At 51.2% G+C, this 18,168-nt stretch carries 20 protein-coding genes; 17 read left to right on the forward strand and 3 right to left on the reverse strand.

Going from position 1 to position 18,168, the window contains the following annotated elements:
• Positions 1-19 precede the first annotated feature (19 nt).
• The 4 genes from eutC to eutR are packed head-to-tail and all read left to right on the forward strand — an operon-like array spanning position 20 to position 3,228.
• Positions 20-916: an ethanolamine ammonia-lyase subunit EutC gene (gene eutC / locus O6D90_RS06755; RefSeq protein ID WP_016153947.1), complete on the forward strand. Its 897-nt coding sequence runs from the start codon at positions 20-22 to the stop codon at positions 914-916.
• A gap of 9 nt (positions 917-925) precedes the next feature.
• Complete coding sequence (eutL, locus tag O6D90_RS06760; protein ID WP_016153946.1) at positions 926-1,585, forward strand: ethanolamine utilization microcompartment protein EutL; 660 nt, start codon at positions 926-928, stop codon at positions 1,583-1,585.
• A gap of 11 nt (positions 1,586-1,596) precedes the next feature.
• A complete protein-coding gene (gene eutK, locus O6D90_RS06765) occupies positions 1,597-2,127 on the forward strand; it encodes an ethanolamine utilization microcompartment protein EutK (protein ID WP_016157100.1) in 531 nt (176 codons plus the stop codon).
• 48 nt (positions 2,128-2,175) lie between these two features.
• Positions 2,176-3,228, forward strand: a complete 1,053-nt coding sequence (eutR, locus tag O6D90_RS06770) for an HTH-type transcriptional regulator EutR (RefSeq protein ID WP_016153944.1) — start codon at positions 2,176-2,178, stop codon at positions 3,226-3,228.
• A 67-nt stretch (positions 3,229-3,295) separates the two neighbouring features.
• Here the strand turns inward: eutR and hemF are convergent, their stop codons facing one another.
• Together hemF and amiA are read right to left on the reverse strand one after the other, a co-directional pair.
• Entirely contained in the window at positions 3,296-4,195 is a 900-nt protein-coding gene (hemF, locus tag O6D90_RS06775; RefSeq protein WP_016157099.1) for an oxygen-dependent coproporphyrinogen oxidase, read from the reverse strand.
• A gap of 2 nt (positions 4,196-4,197) precedes the next feature.
• Entirely contained in the window at positions 4,198-5,067 is an 870-nt protein-coding gene (amiA, locus tag O6D90_RS06780; RefSeq protein WP_016153942.1) for an N-acetylmuramoyl-L-alanine amidase AmiA, read from the reverse strand.
• A 211-nt stretch (positions 5,068-5,278) separates the two neighbouring features.
• Here amiA and O6D90_RS06785 point away from each other — a divergent pair, with 211 nt between their 5' ends.
• The 7 genes from O6D90_RS06785 (at position 5,279) to O6D90_RS06815 (ending at position 10,980) form a co-directional block, all read left to right on the forward strand.
• On the forward strand, positions 5,279-5,704 hold the full coding sequence (locus tag O6D90_RS06785; protein ID WP_003038048.1) for a GNAT family acetyltransferase: 426 nt from the start codon (positions 5,279-5,281) through the stop codon (positions 5,702-5,704).
• Positions 5,691-6,140, forward strand: coding sequence for a DUF2919 domain-containing protein (locus O6D90_RS06790; protein ID WP_016157098.1), 450 nt, complete (start codon positions 5,691-5,693; stop codon positions 6,138-6,140). The genes O6D90_RS06785 and O6D90_RS06790 overlap by 14 nt, the downstream gene beginning before the upstream one ends.
• 59 nt (positions 6,141-6,199) lie before the next feature.
• Positions 6,200-6,775: an RpoE-regulated lipoprotein gene (locus O6D90_RS06795; RefSeq protein WP_016157097.1), complete on the forward strand. Its 576-nt coding sequence runs from the start codon at positions 6,200-6,202 to the stop codon at positions 6,773-6,775.
• A 94-nt stretch (positions 6,776-6,869) separates the two neighbouring features.
• Positions 6,870-7,769 carry a porphyrinogen peroxidase gene (gene yfeX / locus O6D90_RS06800; protein ID WP_271143279.1) on the forward strand — a complete coding sequence of 300 codons (900 nt, stop codon included), beginning with the start codon at positions 6,870-6,872 and terminating at the stop codon, positions 7,767-7,769.
• Between the two features lie 456 nt (positions 7,770-8,225).
• Positions 8,226-8,492 (forward strand): lyase family protein, encoded by a 267-nt coding sequence (locus O6D90_RS06805; RefSeq protein WP_016157096.1) that lies wholly within the window; start codon positions 8,226-8,228, stop codon positions 8,490-8,492.
• Between the two features lie 8 nt (positions 8,493-8,500).
• Positions 8,501-9,601, forward strand: a complete 1,101-nt coding sequence (argH, locus tag O6D90_RS06810; RefSeq protein ID WP_016157095.1) for an argininosuccinate lyase — start codon at positions 8,501-8,503, stop codon at positions 9,599-9,601.
• Between the two features lie 62 nt (positions 9,602-9,663).
• Entirely contained in the window at positions 9,664-10,980 is a 1,317-nt protein-coding gene (locus O6D90_RS06815; protein ID WP_016153937.1) for an anaerobic C4-dicarboxylate transporter family protein, read from the forward strand.
• Between the two features lie 121 nt (positions 10,981-11,101).
• Here O6D90_RS06815 and O6D90_RS06820 read toward each other — a convergent pair whose 3' ends face one another.
• On the reverse strand, positions 11,102-12,418 hold the full coding sequence (locus tag O6D90_RS06820) for an anaerobic C4-dicarboxylate transporter family protein (protein WP_016153936.1): 1,317 nt from the start codon (positions 12,416-12,418) through the stop codon (positions 11,102-11,104).
• Positions 12,419-12,562: 144 nt separating this feature from the next.
• Between O6D90_RS06820 and O6D90_RS06825 the strand changes: the two genes are divergently transcribed.
• From O6D90_RS06825 to cysA, 6 genes are all read left to right on the forward strand, one after another.
• Positions 12,563-13,219 carry a FadR/GntR family transcriptional regulator gene (locus tag O6D90_RS06825; protein ID WP_016153935.1) on the forward strand — a complete coding sequence of 219 codons (657 nt, stop codon included), beginning with the start codon at positions 12,563-12,565 and terminating at the stop codon, positions 13,217-13,219.
• 174 nt (positions 13,220-13,393) lie between these two features.
• Positions 13,394-14,185, forward strand: a complete 792-nt coding sequence (gene ucpA, locus O6D90_RS06830; RefSeq protein WP_016153934.1) for an SDR family oxidoreductase UcpA — start codon at positions 13,394-13,396, stop codon at positions 14,183-14,185.
• A gap of 156 nt (positions 14,186-14,341) precedes the next feature.
• The gene (locus tag O6D90_RS06835; RefSeq protein ID WP_016157094.1) at positions 14,342-15,358 is read left to right on the forward strand and encodes a sulfate ABC transporter substrate-binding protein; all 1,017 of its coding nucleotides are present in this window, start codon (positions 14,342-14,344) and stop codon (positions 15,356-15,358) included.
• On the forward strand, positions 15,359-16,192 hold the full coding sequence (gene cysT / locus O6D90_RS06840) for a sulfate/thiosulfate ABC transporter permease CysT (protein ID WP_003038061.1): 834 nt from the start codon (positions 15,359-15,361) through the stop codon (positions 16,190-16,192).
• A complete protein-coding gene (gene cysW, locus O6D90_RS06845; protein WP_271143280.1) occupies positions 16,192-17,067 on the forward strand; it encodes a sulfate/thiosulfate ABC transporter permease CysW in 876 nt (291 codons plus the stop codon). Before cysT ends, cysW begins: the two co-directional genes overlap by 1 nt.
• Positions 17,057-18,154 carry a sulfate/thiosulfate ABC transporter ATP-binding protein CysA gene (cysA, locus tag O6D90_RS06850; RefSeq protein WP_016157092.1) on the forward strand — a complete coding sequence of 366 codons (1,098 nt, stop codon included), beginning with the start codon at positions 17,057-17,059 and terminating at the stop codon, positions 18,152-18,154. Before cysW ends, cysA begins: the two co-directional genes overlap by 11 nt.
• Positions 18,155-18,168 lie beyond the last annotated feature (14 nt).

The raw sequence follows: 18,168 nt of genomic DNA on the forward strand, positions 1-18,168 counted from the left end.
GACGCGGGGATGACACACGATGGATCAAAAACAGATTGAAGAAATTGTACGCAGCGTGATGGCGTCAATGGGTGAGTCGCAGCCGCAGGCTCAAGCGCCGGCAGTACAAGCGCAATGCAGCACCACCCAGTGCGCCGCGCCGACCGGTGAAAGCTGTGCGATGGATTTAGGCTCAGCCGAGGCTAAAGCGTGGATTGGCGTTGAGAATCCGCACCGCGCAGAGGTGTTGACTGAACTGCGTCGCAGCACTGCGGCGCGTGTATGTACCGGTCGAGCCGGTCCACGTCCGCGTACCCAGGCGCTGCTGCGCTTCCTGGCCGACCACTCGCGTTCGAAAGATACGGTATTGAAAGAAGTGCCGGAAGAGTGGGTAAAAGCCCAGGGGCTGCTGGAAGTGCGCTCGGAAATCAGTGACAAAAACCTGTATCTGACGCGTCCGGATCTGGGGCGCCGTTTGAGTGCGGAAGCCATTGAAGCGCTGAAGTCACAGTGTGTAATGAACCCGGATGTGCAGGTGATTATTTCTGATGGCCTGTCTACGGACGCTATCACCGCTAACTACGAAGAGATCCTGCCGCCGCTGTTGTCTGGCTTAAAACAGGCCGGATTGAAGGTCGGGACGCCGTTCTTTGTTCGCTATGGTCGCGTGAAAATCGAAGATCAGATCGGCGAACTGCTGGGCGCGAAAGCGGTGATCCTGCTGGTTGGGGAACGTCCGGGCCTGGGCCAGTCGGAAAGCCTTTCTTGCTACGCCGTCTATTCGCCGCGTGTGGCGACGACCGTTGAAGCTGACCGTACCTGTATCTCGAACATTCACCAGGGCGGTACGCCACCGGTTGAAGCGGCGGCGGTCATTGTGGATTTGGCCAAGCGCATGCTGGAGCAAAAAGCATCCGGCATCAATATGACCCGTTAAGGAGGCATCATGCCAGCATTAGATTTGATTAGACCTTCAGTCACCGCAATGCGCGTGATTGCCTCGGTAAATGACGGTTTTGCCCGTGAACTTAAATTACCGCCACATATACGTAGCCTCGGACTCATCACAGCAGATTCTGATGACGTGGCGTATATTGCCGCAGACGAAGCGACAAAACAGGCAATGGTGGAAGTGGTTTATGGCCGCTCGCTGTATGCCGGCGCGGCGCACAGTCCCTCTCCAACTTCGGGTGAAGTGCTGATTATGCTCGGTGGACCCAACCCGGCAGAAGTTCGTGCAGGTCTGGACGCGATGGTAGCCAATATTGAAAGCGGCGCGGCGTTTCAGTGGGCGAATGACGCAGAAGATACCGCCTTCCTGGCGCATGTGGTTTCGCGTACCGGCTCGTATCTCTCGGCGACCGCAGGATGCCGGCTTGGCGATCCGATGGCGTATCTGGTGGCGCCGCCGCTGGAAGCGACATTTGGTATTGATGCTGCGCTGAAATCGGCTGATGTACAACTGGTGACTTACGTTCCGCCGCCGTCAGAAACCAACTATTCGGCTGCGTTTATGACCGGTAGCCAGGCCGCTTGTAAAGCTGCATGTAACGCCTTTGCCGATGCCGTTCTGGATATTGCCCGTAACCCAATCCAGCGCGCGTAAGAGAGGTTGTGATGATCAATGCACTGGGATTACTTGAAGTGGATGGCATGGTCGCTGCCGTGGATGCGGCGGATGCCATGCTGAAAGCCGCGAACGTGCGGCTGCTTAGCCACGAAGTGCTCGATCCTGGCCGGTTGACGCTGGTGGTGGAAGGCGATCTGGCTGCGTGCCGCGCAGCGCTGGATGCCGGTAGCGCCGCTGCTGCGCGTACAGGCCGTGTTATCAGCCGTAAGGAAATCGGCCGACCGGACGATGATACCCAGTGGCTGATCGGCGGTTTTAAGCGCCAGCCGAAGAAACCAGAACAGAAGCCAGAAGTGAAAACAGATGTAAAAACGCAGAAGACGCAGGACGCCCCGTTGACGCCTGAATCCTCTGATCAACTTCTGACGCTGTTGGCATCGGTCCGTCAAGGAATGACGGCAGGGGAAGTGGCTGCCCACTTTGGCTGGTCACTTGATGAAGCCAGAAAGGCGCTGGAACAGCTCTTTTCTGACGGAGCGTTGCGTAAACGCAGTAGTCGCTATCGCTTAAAAAATTAACCTGTCGGAGGGCCGGGGGCTTCGTTGAAGCTTCCGGCTTAAAAGATCATGAAAAAGAACCGTACTGCAAACCTGCACCATCTTTATCATGAAGCATTACCCGAAGACGTTAAACTTACGCCGAAAGTGGAGGTGGACAACGTTCACCAGCGGCGAACAACGGATGTGTATGAGCATGCGCTGACGATTACCGCATGGCAGCAGATCTACGACCAGTTACATCCGGGAAAATTTCATGGCGAGTTCACGGAAATCCTGCTCGATGATATTCAGGTGTTCCGTGAATACACCGGACTGGCGTTACGTCAGTCGTGTCTTGTCTGGCCGAACTCTTTCTGGTTTGGTATTCCGGCCACGCGCGGCGAACAGGGATTTATTGGCACCCAGTGTCTGGGGAGCGCTGAAATTGCCACCCGCCCTGGCGGGACAGAGTTTGAACTGAGTACGCCGGATGATTACACCATTCTGGGTGTCGTCATTTCGGAAGAGGCGATTGCCCGTCAGGCCAACTTCCTGCATAACCCGGAAAGAGTGCTGCATATGCTGCGCAACCAGTCGGCGCTGGAAGTGAAAGAACAACACAAAGCCGCGTTATGGGGCTTTGTGCAGCAGGCGCTGGCGACGTTTAGCGAAAATCCGGAAAACCTCCATCAACCTGCGGTACGCAAAGTGCTGGGCGATAACCTGCTGCTGGCGATGGGCACTATGCTGGAAGAAGCGCAGCCGATTATCACGGCTGAGAGCATCAGCCATCAGAGCTATCGTCGCCTGCTGTCGCGTGCGCGGGAATATGTGCTGGAAAATATGTCAGAACCGCTGACTGTGCTCGATCTGTGTAATCAACTGCACGTCAGCCGCCGGACGTTGCAAAACGCCTTTCATGCGATCCTTGGTATCGGTCCGAATGCCTGGTTAAAACGCATTCGCCTGAACGCCGTACGTCGCGAGCTGATAAGCCCGTGGTCGCAGAGTACGACGGTGAAAGACGCCGCCATGCAGTGGGGGTTCTGGCATTTAGGGCAGTTTGCCACTGACTACCAGCAGCTGTTTGCGGAAAAACCTTCATTGACGCTGCATCAGCGCATGCGCCAGTGGGCATGATGCGATGAATGTGCCGGATGTGACGCAAATGCGTTTTATCCGGCCTGGGGGCTGGTATTGTCTGGGGTTACACCCAGTCGCGAACCTGAATAAACGCGCTAAGGGCGGCTTCCGGGCTGTTCGCTTCCGGCTGCCAGTCATACTCCCAGCGCACCAGCGGCGGCATCGACATCAGAATCGATTCCGTACGGCCGCCGGTCTGCAGACCGAATAACGTGCCGCGATCCCACACCAGGTTAAATTCCACATAGCGTCCGCGACGGTAAAGCTGAAAATTGCGTTCACGTTCGCCCCAGCTCATTGCTTTGCGGCGCTCAACGATGGGCAGATACGCTTCGGTATAGCCTTGACCTACCGCCTGCATAAAGGCGAAGCTGTGGTCGAAATCCGGCGTATTCAAATCATCGAAAAACAGCCCGCCAATGCCGCGCTGTTCGTTGCGATGCTTGAGGAAGAAGTAGTCATCGCACCACTTCTTGTAACGGGGATAAACGTCTTCGCCGAACGGCTGGCACAGATCTCGCGCCGTGCGGTGCCAGTGAACCGCATCCTCATCAAAGCCGTAGTAGGGCGTTAAGTCAAAGCCGCCGCCAAACCACCAGACCGGGTCAGTGCCCGGTTTTTCCGCGATAAAAAATCGCACGTTGGCATGACTGGTCGGAATGTAGGGATTCTGCGGATGTACCACCAGCGAGACGCCCATGGCCTCAAAGCTGCGTCCCGCAAGCTCGGGGCGATGGGCGGTAGCCGAGGCCGGCATTGCCTCGCCGTGAACGTGGGAGAAGTTGACGCCCGCTTGCTCGAAAATACCGCCGTTACGCAGCACCCGGCTGCGCCCGCCACCGCCTGCTTCACGTTGCCAGTTATCCTCAACAAACTCGGCGCCGTCTACGGCGGATAACTGCTGGCAAATATCATCTTGCAGGCTGAGCAGGAACTGTTTTACGCGCTGTGCATCGGGCTTCATGGTTAACGTTTCTTCGAGTGTGCTTTCTGGTTATCAAACCAGTGGAAATAGCTGATGATGCCATTGGCGATAGCGGTGGCGATTTTCTGGCGAAATGCCGCCGTACCCAGCAGACGTTCTTCTTCCGGGTTGGTAATGAACGAGGTTTCGACCAGTACCGACGGAATTGATGGTGATTTTAGCACCACGAAGGCGGCTTGTTCCGTGCTGCGGCTGTGAAGACGGTGTACCGGCTTGATCTTCTTGAGAATATGCGAGCCTAACGTCAGGCTGTTTTTAATGGTATCCGTTTGCACCAGATCGAACAGCACCTGCTGCAGCAAATGGTCTTTATCGGTGGTCTTCTTCCCGGCCACTTCATCGGCCCGGTTTTCACGATCGGACAGATACTTCGCCATGGCGCTACTGGCACCGCGATTGGACAACGCAAAGACCGACGCACCTGCAGCGCTCGGATTGGTAAAACCATCGGCGTGGATCGACATGAACAGGTCCGCGCCATGCTTATGTGCGATCTCGACGCGATCGTAAAGCGGAATAAATGTATCGCCGGAGCGCGTCAGGCGTGCATCAATCCCCTGGTTGCGTAGAATCGAGCGCACGTTTTTGGCAATCGCCAGTACCACGTGCTTTTCCTTCGACCCATTGCGACCAATTGCGCCGGTATCAATCCCTCCGTGACCCGGATCAAGGACAACAACGCGCTTAGCGCCGGCTTTTTTCGCTTTCGGTTTGCTGTGTCCATTGCTGGTCTTAAGCGCTTCTTCTTTAGCGATGGCTTGCGACATGCCTGACAGCGTTAGGGCGGCCAGCCCGGCTTTCAACACCTGGCGGCGCGATGTGAGTGTTTTTAGTGGTTTAAAAGTGCTCATACGGCCTGAGTTGTAAAAAAAGGTTCTAAACGTTATATCGTATCGCGTTGTCCGTTGCGACGGATCGGGATAAGAATTGTTTTACTTTTCATTTCAATACGTGACAATTCCGTATTATGCCATTTTTTCCGCCGCTTCGCGTCAGATATTGGCTAAATCAGCCGTTCGCGCCATAATCGCTTTTTAACGTCCTGAAAAGGTAACCAATACCATGGAAATACGCGTTTTTCGCCAGGAAGATTTCGAAGAGGTGATCACCCTCTGGGAGCGCTGTGATTTGCTGCGTCCATGGAACGACCCTGAAATGGACATTGAGCGTAAAGTCAATCATGACGTCAGCTTGTTCCTGGTCGCTGAAGTGAATGGCGAGGTGGTCGGTACGGTGATGGGCGGATATGACGGGCATCGCGGCTCGGCCTATTACCTGGGCGTACATCCTGAGTTTCGCGGTCGCGGCATTGCCAATGCGCTGCTCAACCGGCTGGAGAAAAAGCTCATTGCCCGCGGTTGTCCGAAGATTCAAATCATGGTGCGTGACGATAATGACGTCGTACAGGGTATGTATGAACGTCTGGGTTATGAACATGCGGATGTACTCAATCTGGGCAAGCGTTTGATCGAAGATGAAGAGTACTGAGTTTCATCCGGCCGACTATGACGCTCATGGGCGTCTGCGCCTGCCTTTTCTCTTCTGGTGCGTGCTGCTGCTGCAGGCGCGCACCTGGGTTCTGTTTGTGATTGCCGGTTCTTCCCGTGAGCAAGGCAACACGCTGCTGAATCTGTTTTATCCCGATCACGACGCTTTCTGGCTGGGTTTGCTTCCCGGCGTTCCCGCGGTATTAGCATTTTTACTCAGCGGGCGACGCTTTGCGTTTCCGGTGGTATGGCGCTGGCTGCGAGGATTACTGATCCTCGCTCAACTGGTGCTACTGTGCTGGCAGCCGGTGATGTGGCTGGCAGGCGATCCGGTCAACGGCGTCGGGCTGGCGCTGCTGGTGGCGGATGTCGTTGCGCTGATCTGGCTGTTAACTAATCAACGTCTGCGCGCCTGTTTTTCCCTCGAGAAAGAATAACGGCACTTTTTGGCGAAACCGGACTCCAAGCAACGTTGATAAATAAGGAAGGAAGTGAAATGAAATCACTGCGTTTGACTTTATGCGCGATGCCGCTGCTATTGACCGGGTGTTCAACGTTGTCATCGGTGAACTGGTCTGCCGCCAATCCGTGGAACTGGTTTGGTTCTTCAACGCAGGTCACTGAGCAGGGCGTCGGAGCGTTAACTGGCGCAACCCCGCTGGATGAAAAAAACATTGCTGATGCGCTGGACGGTGATTACCGCCTGCGTAGCGGGATGAAGACCGATAACGGTAATGTGGTGCGCTTTTATGAAGCGATGAAAGATGACAAGCTGGCGATGGTTATCAATGGCAATCAGGGAACGATTAGCCGTATTGATGTAGTCGACAGCGATATTCCCTCTTCTGCGGGTGTCGAAATCGGTACACCGTTTAGCGACCTTTACACTAAAGCCTTTGGTAATTGTCAGAAGGCGACTGGCGATGACAGCGCGGGTGTTGAATGTAAAGCAGAAGGAAGTCAACATATTAGCTACGTCTTTTCCGGTGAGTGGAGCGGGCCTGAGGGCTTAATGCCGTCTGACGATACGTTGAAAGCATGGAAAGTAAGCAAAATTATCTGGCGGCGTTAATTTGCGTCTGAACAAATCGGCTTGTTAAAAAAACAGGTAGAATAGCGCCCATCAATGCCACGATGTCGTGGCATCTTTTTTTTCAGGAGGAACAATGTCTCAGGTTCAGAGTGGCATTTTGCCAGAACATTGCCGTGCGGCGATTTGGATTGAAGCCAATGTTAAAGGCGACGTTGAGGCCCTGCGTGGGGCCAGCAAAACCTTCGCCGATAAGCTGGCGACCTTTGAAGCGAAGTTCCCGGATGCGCATCTGGGCGCGGTTGTTGCTTTTGGCAACAACACCTGGCGTACACTGAGCGGCGGCGTTGGCGCAGAAGAGTTAAAAGACTTTATCCCTTACGGTAAAGGTCTTGCCCCAGCCACCCAGTATGATGTGCTGATTCATATTCTCTCTTTGCGTCATGACGTGAATTTCTCCGTTGCACAGGCGGCACTGGAAGCCTTTGGCGACTGTATTGAAGTCAAAGAAGAGATCCACGGTTTCCGTTGGGTTGAAGAGCGCGATCTCAGCGGCTTTGTTGACGGAACGGAAAACCCGGCAGGCGTTGAAACGCGCCGTGAAGTCGCGGTTATTAAAGATGGCGTGGATGCTGGTGGCAGCTATGTGTTTGTGCAGCGTTGGGAACATAACCTGAAGCAGCTTAACCGCATGAGCATTCATGACCAGGAAATGATGATTGGGCGTACCAAGGAAGCCAACGAAGAGATCGACGGTGATGACCGTCCGGTTACTTCTCACCTGAGCCGTGTCGATCTCAAAGAAGATGGTAAAGGACTGAAAATTGTGCGCCAGAGCCTGCCATACGGCACCGCCAGCGGTACGCACGGCCTCTATTTCTGTGCCTATTGCGCCCGGTTGCACAACATCGAGCAGCAACTGCTGAGCATGTTTGGCGACACTGACGGCAAGCGCGACGCGATGCTGCGCTTCACTAAACCGGTGACCGGCGGCTATTATTTCGCGCCATCGCTGGATCGTTTGCTGGCCCTGTAATTTTTTGATGCCAGATGGCGCTGATGCCGCCATCTGGCACAATATAGCTCTCCCTTGAACCACCCAACGTCCGCCATGCTGATGATGCACTCGCGTTGACGCTCATCCTGAAAAATCACCTCCCACGTTCATTATTATTTACCTGCCAGTTTATTGGTTATGAGAACGGTATTAAATGGAATTATTTAGAATTAATAAACTATTAATACCAATTTATTACTTTAAAAATTCTGAATATATCTGAATTAAATCACAATTTAAATGTGAGGAAGATCAGGTTTTTTAATGCAATTTATGAAAACAAAATAAATAATAAGTGTAATTAATTTCGCTATAAATTGATTTAATGCCTTCATTTGTTGACAATTAAAATGACTGTCTTGTAATCTGAAAATGACCGAAAAATAACGGAATTTATATTTAACCATTTTGCAACAAAGGGTCATTGGAGGTTTTATGTCTACAAAATTATGGGGTGGGCGTTTTGATATGCCTACAAATAAACTGGTCGAATCTTATAATGCGACAATTATGCTGGAACAACGTCTCTGCTCTTTTGATATTCAGGGGAGTATTGCTCACGCCACTATGCTGGGCCGTCAGGGGATTATCACGCAGGATGAAGCGAATGCGATTATTGGTGGGTTAAGGCAAGTTAATAAAGAGATTGAGGAAGGGCAATTCGTTTTTGATACCGTGATGAAGATATTCATATGGCGATAGAAAGACGTATGACAGAAATAATTGGTCCTGTAGGCGGGAAGCTACATACTGGCCGCAGTCGTAATGACCAGACGACTGTCGATTCGAAAATGCACATGAGATCGACTATTCGTGAAATTCAGCAGGATATCGTTCATCTACAAAAAGTTATTATCAGCAAGGCTGAAAATAACATTAATGCGATCATGCCTGGCTATACTCATTTACAGACCGGTCAGCCTATTCTTCTGTCGCACTGGATAATGGCATATTATTGGATGTTACGCCGTGACTGGACTCGTTTTGCAGACCTTTATCAACGCATGGGGGAATGCCCTTTAGGTTCAGCAGCCCTTGCCGGTACTACTTTCCCCATTGATCGTGATTTCACGGCTAAAGAGCTTGGCTTTGACAAACCGACTGAAAACAGTATTGATTCTGTCAGCGATCGTGACCATATGGTTGAATTCACTGCCGCCGCTGCTATGTGCTTTATGCATCTTACCCGTTTGTCAGAAGAACTGGTTTTATTCTCAAGTCAGGATTTTAAATTTATTGAGCTTTCAGATGATTTCTGTACCGGTTCCAGCATCATGCCACAGAAGAAAAACCCCGACGTGGCTGAAAAAATGCGCGGCAAAGGGGGGCGTATGTACGGAAATCTAATGGCGATGTTAACCATTATGAAAGGTATCCCTCTGGCCTATAATACTGATATGAGTGAGGATAAAGAGCAGGTCTATGACTCTATGGATACCTTACAGACCAGTCTGAAAATTATGGCGCCGATGCTCGAAAAAATGGTTATTCTTTCAGATAATACTCGCAGCGCAGCGGCAAGAGGATTTTCAAACGCAACCGATATGGCTGACTACCTGGTTCGTAAAGGCATTCCTTTTAGAGAAGCTCACCATATTGTTGGCAGTGCTGTTAATTACTGTATAAAACATAGAAAAATGTTGGAAGAGCTTACCCTGGATGAATTCCACACATTTGATGATAAAATCGAAAATGATATTTATGAGAGTATATCTCTCGAAGCATGTATTAAATCAAGAATGTCTTATGGTGGCACAGGGACTGATGCTGTTAAAAAACAGATCGAAATTGCTAAATCATATTTAAACTAATCCCGAGCATAGTAATTAATATCTCCCGGATGCAATATCCGGGAGACGCTTTGAGGTGAAAAATGGATGCTTTATTTTTTATACAATTATTTATTGTACTCGCCTGTATTGGTATAGGCGGGCGTTATGGCGGAATGGGGCTGGGTGCTGGTGGAGGACTTGGTGTTGCAATATTAGTTCTGGGTTTTGGACTAAAACCCTCCGCACCATCTATTACTGCAATGCTAATTATTATTTGTGTGATTGGCGCTGTCAGCGTATTACAGGCCGCTGGTGGGCTTGATTATCTTGTGCGCGTGGCTGAAAAATTACTCCGTAAAAAACCACAGGCAATTACTTTTGTTGCCCCCATATTAACTTCCATATTTACGTTATTCTGTGGGACTACTTACGTTGCTTTCTCTTTGTATCCGGTTGTCGCTGAAGTTGCTGCTGAAGCAAAGGTCCGTCCGGAGCGAGCGTTGTCCGCAACGGTTATTGCGGCCAGTGTCGCGGTTGCTGCCAGTCCGATGAGTGCGGCAACCGCGGGGATGCTGGCTATTCTGCATGAATATGCCGGGATTAGCCTTGGGCAAATACTGACGATTGCTCTCCCATCATTCTTTATGGCTGCTATTGTTACCAGCTTTTCAGTTTATAAACGCGGAAAAGAGCTGGAGGATGATCCGGAATTCCAGAGGAGAGTTGCTGCTGGTGAATATGAGTTCATGCATACTGAGCAGAAAAAAGAATTTGTTGCTTCAGCTGGCGCTAAAAAAGGTGTCGTTATCTTTGCGATTGGTGTGGTACTGGTACTTATTTTAGGTTCTTTTACTGAGTTACTCCCTTCCTGGGATGGAAAAAGACTGTCAACCCCAATGGTTATTCAGATGGTCATGTTGACAGCCGCGTTGTTTATTATGATTGTCAGTAAAGTACCAAGTAGTACCTTGAATAGCGGCTCAGTCTTCCGTGCAGGTTTGATGGGAGTGGTAGCAATACTCGGCGTTTCATGGATGACGGCGACGTTTTTTGATGCCTATCAGCCAGAACTGATTAAGGTCTTTGGTGGCATTGTCAATGATGCACCAATGCTATTTGGTGTGGTTGTATTCTTGTTCTCGCTGGTCATTATGAGCCCGGCGGCGACGGTAGCTGCCATCATGCCACTCGGTGTTACCTTAGGTATTCCAGCCCCGTTTCTTATCGCTATTTTTGCTTGTACCTGTGGTGACTTTATTATACCGGGAGCAAATCAAATCGGCTGTGTTGCATTTGATCGAACAGGTACCACAAAGATTGGACGCTTTGTTGTCAACCATAGCTATATTCGTCCGGGCTTTGTGATGGTTATCTCTCAGGTAATTTTTGCTTATCTCATTGCTCAGGTTGTTCTGTAAAGTACATTCTATGGAAAATTGCAGTGGTGCTATTCAGAAGTGAGTACCAGGCATCCTCTCTGAATTCATTCAGGGGGGATGCCATGAAGAAAAGGTTTACCACAATTAAATTGCTCTCTCACTACATCAGCATTTTGGAAAAAAGGAAGCAAAAAAGGGTTGATGCTACAACGGTGACAAGACCAGGTAGCATGTAGCTGTGATTAACCACATACTTGCCAATTCGAGTTGTCCCGGTACGATCAAACGCCACACAGCCAATCTGTGCCCCCCCTGGAATAATGAATGATCCACAAGTCAGCGGGAGCAGGGCGACCAGGGTTTCTGCCGGATATCCCATTAACACGCCAGCGGGGAGTAGCGCTACAGCAGTCGCTGCGGGGCTATAAATTACGGCTGAAAGACCAAAAACAATAATGCCGAACAAGACTGGATTCTGAAAACCGTGGAAAGCCGTGTTAAATAACTCGTGCCATGCCTCAAAAAAGGAGTTCATCATCCATGACAGACCAAATATGGCGACAACACCCACAAGACCAGCTTTAAAAACAGAACCTGAATCGAGTTTTGACGGAGAAATTCGACATACCATCATAATAATACATGCTGTTGTCAGCATAACTATTTGCAGCGTGGTAGGGATACTCATACGCTCCATTCCGGTACCGTTATTCCACTCAGGACGTAATTCAGGAATTGAACCCATAAGAACGACCAGAATGATACCGGTAAGGAAAATCAGCAATCCTCTCTTCGCCTCTTTTGTCACTATATTGGCTGTTCGCTCTTCAGCTTTTACTGATTCAAACTCACCTTCAGCAACCCTGCGTTGGAATTCCGGATCATTTTTAAGCTCATGACCTCTTTTAAAGACGAACAGGCAGCCGACAACGCAGCCAAGGAACGTTCCGGGAACGGTGACTAACAAGATATCTAAAGCAGAGACATGTAATCCAGCAAGGACAGCAATTGTCCCTGTAACGACCGCACTGACCGGGCTGGCAATAAGCCCAAAATTGGCAGCGATTACTGACATCGACATGGCCCTCTCTGGCCGTACCCTGGCATCAGCTGCAATTTCAGCAATGACTGGATAAACCGAAAAGGCAACATATCCTGTTCCGCAGATAGCAGTAAAAAGGTAAGCGACTGCGGGGCCGAGGAAAGTGATCGCGCCCGGCCACTTTCTGAGGATCCGTTCTGCCATCGTAACGAATAAATCAAGCCCGCCAGCCGCCTGGAGGATTGTGATGCAAGTGATAACCGCAAGGATAATAGAAATAACAGTGAAAGGAGGTGAGTCGGGAGGGAGTCCAAAACCAAAAGTCAGGATAGCGAGTCCTAACCCGCCAGCAGCCCCCAGGCCAATCCCACCAAAACGCCCACCTATACCGATACATATAAGTACTATCGCAAACTGAGTTACGAATAACACCATAATTAATTCCTTTTTATTAACAAATGGCTTGGTATAATTTGAATAATAGGGGCTATAATCTTACCATAACAGTATATTAAGCAATCTAACTTATTAGATTATTTATACTCATCAGTTTTGCAGCACTTTAATCCGAGAGTGTTTATGGATAACAAAAACGAACTGTTTGAAAGTATTAAAAATTATCTGCTTGATGATGCTAACCGTAATGCTGATGGTCGCATTGAAACTGAAACTGAGCTTGCCGTTCGTTTTAATACATCAAGATATAAAGTTCGTCAGGCGCTTAGCACACTGGTACAGATGGGAATGTTGGAACGATCTCCTCGTCGTGGCAGCGTCTTGAAGAATTTGGAACAGCACAACATAAATCACCAGTTGTTAATGCAGTTTGATTTGTCTGGGTTTGATATCACGGAATTTACAGAGGCAAGGATCCTGATTGAGTGCGCGATTATCCCTCTGGCAACGCGTAGAATTTTTCCGGCGATGCTCTCCAAACTTGAAAATGAGCTAAGGCTTATTGAAGAGAATGCGGATAACCCCCAGGTGGCCGATCGTCACGATAGAGATTTTCATTTGCTCTTGCTACAGGCGAGTGGCAACCGGGTGCTGCAGGTTTTCTCTGATGTCCTCATTACTTATTTTGAGAAAACAAGGGAGTCGTTACCTGCGAACGATCGTCAGTATTTTCTTGATACGGCGGCAAAACAGAGGGAAATACTGCTTCATATTAAAAAAGGGGATGCGCAGATGGCATCGGAGTTGATGAGAGCACATTTGCTGGAAAAACGGCTGTAAGTCTTCTGTTAACCTGGTCAGAGCATGTTTACCGTTGGGTCCCCGCAACGCCGGGGATTTTTTTTACCTGAGATTAACCTGATTTAGTGAGCTATTCCTCAGCACTTATTTGTTATTGCTGTATCTTCTGCGTGAATGAAGCGAATGCTTCATATTCAAAAGGAGAATATTGAAATGGGAAAACTCACGGGCAAAACAGCATTGATTACGGGCGCATCTCAGGGTATTGGCGAAGGGATCGCCAGAACATTTGCCCGCCATGGCGCGAACCTAATCCTGCTGGATATCTCCGATGAGATTGAAAAACTGGCGGATGAGTTGGCTGGGCGCGGGCACCGTTGCACCGCCGTTCACGCTGACGTCAGAGATTTTGCGTCGGTCACGGAAGCGGTAAAACGCGCGAAGAAGATTGAAGGCAAAATCGATATTCTGGTCAACAATGCGGGCGTATGTCGCCTCGGCAACTTCCTTGATATGAGCGATGAAGATCGCGATTTCCACATTGATATCAACATTAAAGGCGTCTGGAACGTGACGAAAGCCGTTCTGCCGGAGATGATTGCGCGCAAAGACGGGCGCATCGTGATGATGTCATCTGTGACCGGCGATATGGTTGCCGATCCGGGTGAAACGGCCTACGCGCTGTCGAAAGCCGCAATCATCGGTTTGACCAAATCTCTGGCGGTGGAATACGCGCAGTCCGGCATTCGCGTTAATGCCATTTGCCCGGGCTACGTTCGTACGCCGATGGCGGAAAATATCGCTCGTCAGTCTAATCCGGAGGATCCTGAATCCGTATTAGTCGAAATGGCAAAAGCGATCCCGATGCGCCGCTTGGCCTGCCCACTTGAGGTTGGTGAACTGGCGGCATTCCTGGCGTCGGATGAGTCCAGTTACTTAACTGGCACGCAAAACGTGATTGATGGCGGCAGCACCCTGCCTGAAAGCGTTAGCGTCGGCGTCTGATTGATGCCGGTCTCCTCCCCGTGCGCTGGGGAGGAGGTACCCTTATTCTCTTTTCAACTTTCAAATCATCAAACGGTATATAAAACCGTTACTCCTTTAGCACTGGTTATAAATATGATGACCATAAGAAAGTCATTAAATTTATAAGGGTGCGCAATGGCCGTTAACTTACTGAAAAAAAGAACCCTGACGCTGGCAGCAATGCTGCTGCTGGTGGGTCAGGCGCAGGCAACGGAGCTGCTGAACAGTTCATACGATGTCTCTCGCGAGCTGTTTGCCGCCCTTAACCCGCCGTTTGAACAGCAATGGGCGAAGGATAACGGCGGTGACAAACTGACGATTAAACAATCTCATGCCGGGTCATCAAAACAGGCGCTGGCGATTCTGCAGGGGCTGAAAGCCGATGTGGTGACCTATAACCAGGTGACCGATGTGCAGATCCTGCATGACAAAGGCAAGCTGATCCCGGCCGACTGGCAAAGTCGTCTGCCGAATAACAGTTCGCCATTCTATTCAACCATGGCGTTTTTGGTGCGTAAGGGTAACCCTAAGAATATCCACGAATGGAACGACCTGGTTCGCCCGGACGTGAAACTGATTTTCCCGAATCCGAAAACCTCCGGTAACGCGCGTTATACCTATCTGGCTGCGTGGGGCGCGGCAGATAAAGCGGATGGTGGGGATAAAGCCAAAACTGAACAGTTCATGACCCAGTTTCTGAAAAACGTGGAAGTGTTTGATACTGGCGGTCGCGGGGCAACCACCACATTCGTGGAACGCGGTCTGGGCGATGTGCTGATCACCTTTGAATCAGAAGTGAACAACATCCGTAAACAGTATGAAGACCAGGGCTTCGAAGTGGTGGTGCCGAAGATCAACATTCTGGCGGAGTTCCCGGTGGCCTGGGTAGATAAAAATGTGCAGGCTAACGGTACTGAAAAAGCGGCAAAAGCTTACCTGAACTGGCTGTACAGCCCGCAGGCGCAAGCCATCATTACCGATTTCTACTACCGCGTGAATAATCCGCAGGTGATGGACAAACTGCAGGATAAATTCCCGCAGACCGAACTTTTCCGCGTGGAAGACAGGTTTGGCTCGTGGCCTGAGGTAATGAAAACGCACTTTGTCAGCGGCGGTGAGTTGGACAAACTGTTGGCGGCGGGGCGTAAGTAAATGTTTGCTGTTTCTTCCCGACGCGTGCTGCCCGGCTTTACCTTAAGTTTGGGCACCAGCTTACTGTTTGTCTGCCTGATTTTGCTGCTGCCGCTTAGCGCGCTGGTGATGCAATTGGCGCAAATGAGCTGGGCGCAATACTGGGATGTGATTACCAACCCGCAGGTGGTGGCGGCTTATAAAGTGACGCTGCTGTCGGCGTTTGTGGCGTCGATTTTTAACGGCGTGTTTGGTTTGCTGATGGCGTGGATCTTAACCCGCTATCGCTTTCCGGGCCGTACGCTGCTGGATGCGCTGATGGATCTGCCGTTTGCGCTGCCTACGGCGGTAGCAGGTCTGACGCTGGCATCGCTGTTTTCGGTCAACGGTTTCTACGGCGAGTGGCTGGCGAAGCTGGATATTAAAGTGACTTACACCTGGCTTGGCATTGCGGTGGCGATGGCTTTTACCAGCATTCCATTCGTGGTGCGTACCGTGCAGCCGGTGCTGGAAGAGTTAGGTCCGGAGTATGAAGAAGCGGCGGAAACGCTCGGCGCTACGCGCTGGCAGAGCTTTCGTAAAGTGGTACTGCCGGAGCTGTCTCCCGCGCTAGTCGCGGGCGTTGCGCTCTCGTTTACCCGCAGCCTCGGTGAGTTTGGCGCGGTTATCTTTATCGCCGGAAACATCGCATGGAAAACGGAAGTGACCTCGCTGATGATTTTTGTTCGTTTGCAGGAGTTTGACTACCCGGCCGCCAGCGCGATTGCATCTGTGATCCTCGGGGCTTCGTTGCTGCTGCTGTTTTCAATTAACACCCTGCAAAGTCGCTTTGGTCGACGCGTGGTAGGTCACTGATGGCAGACATTACCCAATTGAAACGTTATGGCGCACCCCGCATCAACTGGGGGAAATGGTTTCTGATCGGCACGGGCATGCTGGTATCCGCCTTTATTTTGCTGGTGCCGATGGTTTACATCTTCGTGCAGGCGTTCAGCAAGGGGTTGATGCCGGTATTACACAACCTGGCTGATCCGGACATGCTGCACGCCATCTGGCTGACGGTGCTGATTGCGCTGATTGCGGTGCCGGTAAACCTGGTGTTTGGCGTGTTACTGGCCTGGCTGGTGACCCGCTTTAACTTCCCTGGACGCCAGTTGTTGCTCACGTTACTGGATATTCCGTTTGCCGTTTCACCGGTGGTCGCCGGCCTGGTCTATCTGCTGTTATACGGCTCTAACGGCCCGCTTGGCGGATGGCTGGATGAACACAACCTGCAAATTATGTTTGCCTGGCCGGGAATGGTGCTGGTGACGGTGTTCGTGACCTGTCCGTTTGTGGTGCGCGAACTGGTGCCGGTGATGTTAAGTCAGGGCAGCCATGAAGATGAGGCGGCGGTTCTGCTTGGCGCCTCCGGCTGGCAAATGTTCCGTCGCGTTACGCTGCCGAATATCCGTTGGGCATTGCTGTACGGTGTGGTGCTGACCAACGCCCGTGCGATTGGCGAGTTCGGCGCGGTATCGGTGGTTTCTGGCTCGATTCGCGGTGAAACCTTGTCTCTGCCGTTACAGATTGAATTACTGGAGCAGGACTACAACACAGTCGGCTCCTTTACCGCCGCGGCGCTATTAACGCTGATGGCGATTATTACCTTGTTTTTGAAGAGCATGTTGCAATGGCGCCTGGAAAACCCGGAGAAACGCGCGCAGCAGGAGGAAAATCATGAGCATTGAGATTGCCAATATTAAGAAGTCTTTTGGTCGCACCCAGGTGCTGAACGATATCTCGCTGGATATTCCTTCAGGTCAGATGGTCGCCCTGTTGGGGCCTTCTGGATCGGGCAAAACCACGCTGCTGCGCATCATCGCCGGGCTGGAGCATCAGTCCAGCGGGCATATCCGTTTCCACGGCACTGATGTCAGTCGTTTGCACGCCCGCGACCGTAAGGTGGGGTTCGTGTTTCAGCACTATGCGCTGTTTCGTCATATGACCGTTTTCGACAATATCGCTTTTGGTCTGACTGTTCTGCCACGGCGGGAGCGCCCGAATGCGGCGACGATCAAAGCAAAGGTGATCAAACTGCTGGAGATGGTTCAACTGGCTCATCTGGCGGACCGTTTCCCGGCACAGCTTTCCGGTGGGCAAAAGCAGCGCGTGGCGTTGGCGCGTGCGCTGGCGGTAGAGCCGCAGATCTTGTTGCTCGACGAGCCGTTTGGCGCGCTCGATGCTCAGGTGCGTAAAGAACTGCGTCGCTGGCTGCGTCAGTTGCATGAAGAGCTGAAGTTCACCAGCGTGTTTGTTACCCACGATCAGGAAGAAGCGACGGAAGTCGCAGACCGCGTGGTGGTGATGAGCCAGGGTCATATCGAGCAGGCCGATGCGCCCGATCAGGTATGGCGCGAACCGGCTACCCGTTTTGTCCTGGAATTTATGGGTGAAGTTAACCGCCTGCAAGGGACGATTCGCGGTGGACAATTCCACGTGGGCGCACATCGCTGGCCGTTGGGCTATACGCCTGGCTATCAGGGCCCGGTGGATCTGTTCCTGCGTCCGTGGGAAGTGGACGTCAGCCGCCGTACCAGTCTGGATTCGCCGTTGCCGGTACAGGTGCTGGAAGCCAGCCCGAAAGGACACTACACCCAATTAGTTGTGCAACCCTTGGGGTGGTATAACGAACCGCTGACGGTGGTTATGCAGGGCGATGATTCTCCGAACCGCGGCGAACGTCTGTTTGTTGGGCTGCAAAATGCGCGTTTGTATAATGGCGACCAGCGTATTGAAACGCGTGAAGAGGAACTTGCCCTGGCGCAAAGTGCCTGATAGGTTAATTCGTA

It is taken from the genome of Citrobacter sp. 21OH12SH02A-Citro (genome assembly GCF_027919895.1).
Lineage (GTDB): Bacteria > Pseudomonadota > Gammaproteobacteria > Enterobacterales > Enterobacteriaceae > Citrobacter > Citrobacter braakii.